Annotated in this window: 1 protein-coding gene; it reads right to left on the reverse strand. The window is 36.0% G+C overall.

Annotation, left to right across the window (positions count from 1 at the left end; all coding sequences use genetic code 11):
- The coding region (locus EKL98_RS17050; RefSeq protein WP_148104473.1) for an ABC transporter permease at nucleotides 1–1071 on the reverse strand (1071 nt) is incomplete at its 3' end.
- Nucleotides 1072–1091: the final 20 nt, after the last annotated feature.

Consider the following 1091-nt stretch of genomic DNA (forward strand, 5'->3'; position numbering starts at 1 on the left):
TGTTGCCACAGCGATTCCAAACATCCCAGCAATTATGGTTAGAAAAATGGCTTCTAATAGTATTTGAGAACGTATTGCGCCGGGTGTTGCTCCTAATGCTCTACGGATTCCAATTTCTTTGGTTCTTTCTTTGACTACTATCAACATAATATTGGATATTCCTATTACACCAGATAATAATACCAATGTCCCAACGAAATAAGCAATAAATTTTAATACCATAAATAATTGTTGTACTTTCTGAAATTCTTCAAATAAATCAAAATTACCTACAGCCCTTTCGTCATCGGGATGAATCGTATGTCTCTCCCGCATAAAGGCTAAAATACCAGGTTTCAAAGCTGTAATTGAAGCGTCATCTTTTGCTGTTAGCGCCATCCAACCCACTGTATCACCAAAATTAAATGCTTGTTGAAAAGTGGTAAACGGAATGAATATATTTTTTTGAGCACCTTCGCCATTTCCTCCATTGTTTCCTTTGGATTTATAGACTCCAACCACCATAAAATTGATTCCATTAATTTTAATATAAGTCCCTATCACTTCCTCCGCATTCATATACAATTCAGCGATTACACCTTTACCAATAATAGCCACTTTACGTCTCGAGACTATATCTTGTTGATTAACAAAACGCCCTTTGATAATTTCCATTTGCTCTTGCTTGATCAACTCAGGATAATCTCCATAAATGGTATAAGCTCCAGTTTTCGTTCCACGAACTACGTTACTCACTCCGTTAACATCACCTAATTGATTGCGAGGAGATACATGTAATAAGTCTGGGAATTTTTGTTTTAAGGCTTCAACATCATTGTTCTTGAAATCGAATGGTCTAGTTTTAGGCAACCCTTTGTATGCTTTTGAGGTTCCTTGTGTCCACATAAACATAGTATTGGTTGCGATTCCGTCAAATCCTTTTTTGACTCCATTTTCCAATCCGTTAGAAGCAGCCAATAAAATGACTAAAATAAATATACCCCAAAATACTCCGAAAGCTGTCATTAGCGTTCGAAAAGTATTGGCAGTTAATGCCTCTAAAATTTCATTCCAGTTTTCTCTATCAAACATAATTATTCGTCTCTAAGTGC

The organism is Flavobacterium bomense (genome assembly GCF_003970355.1).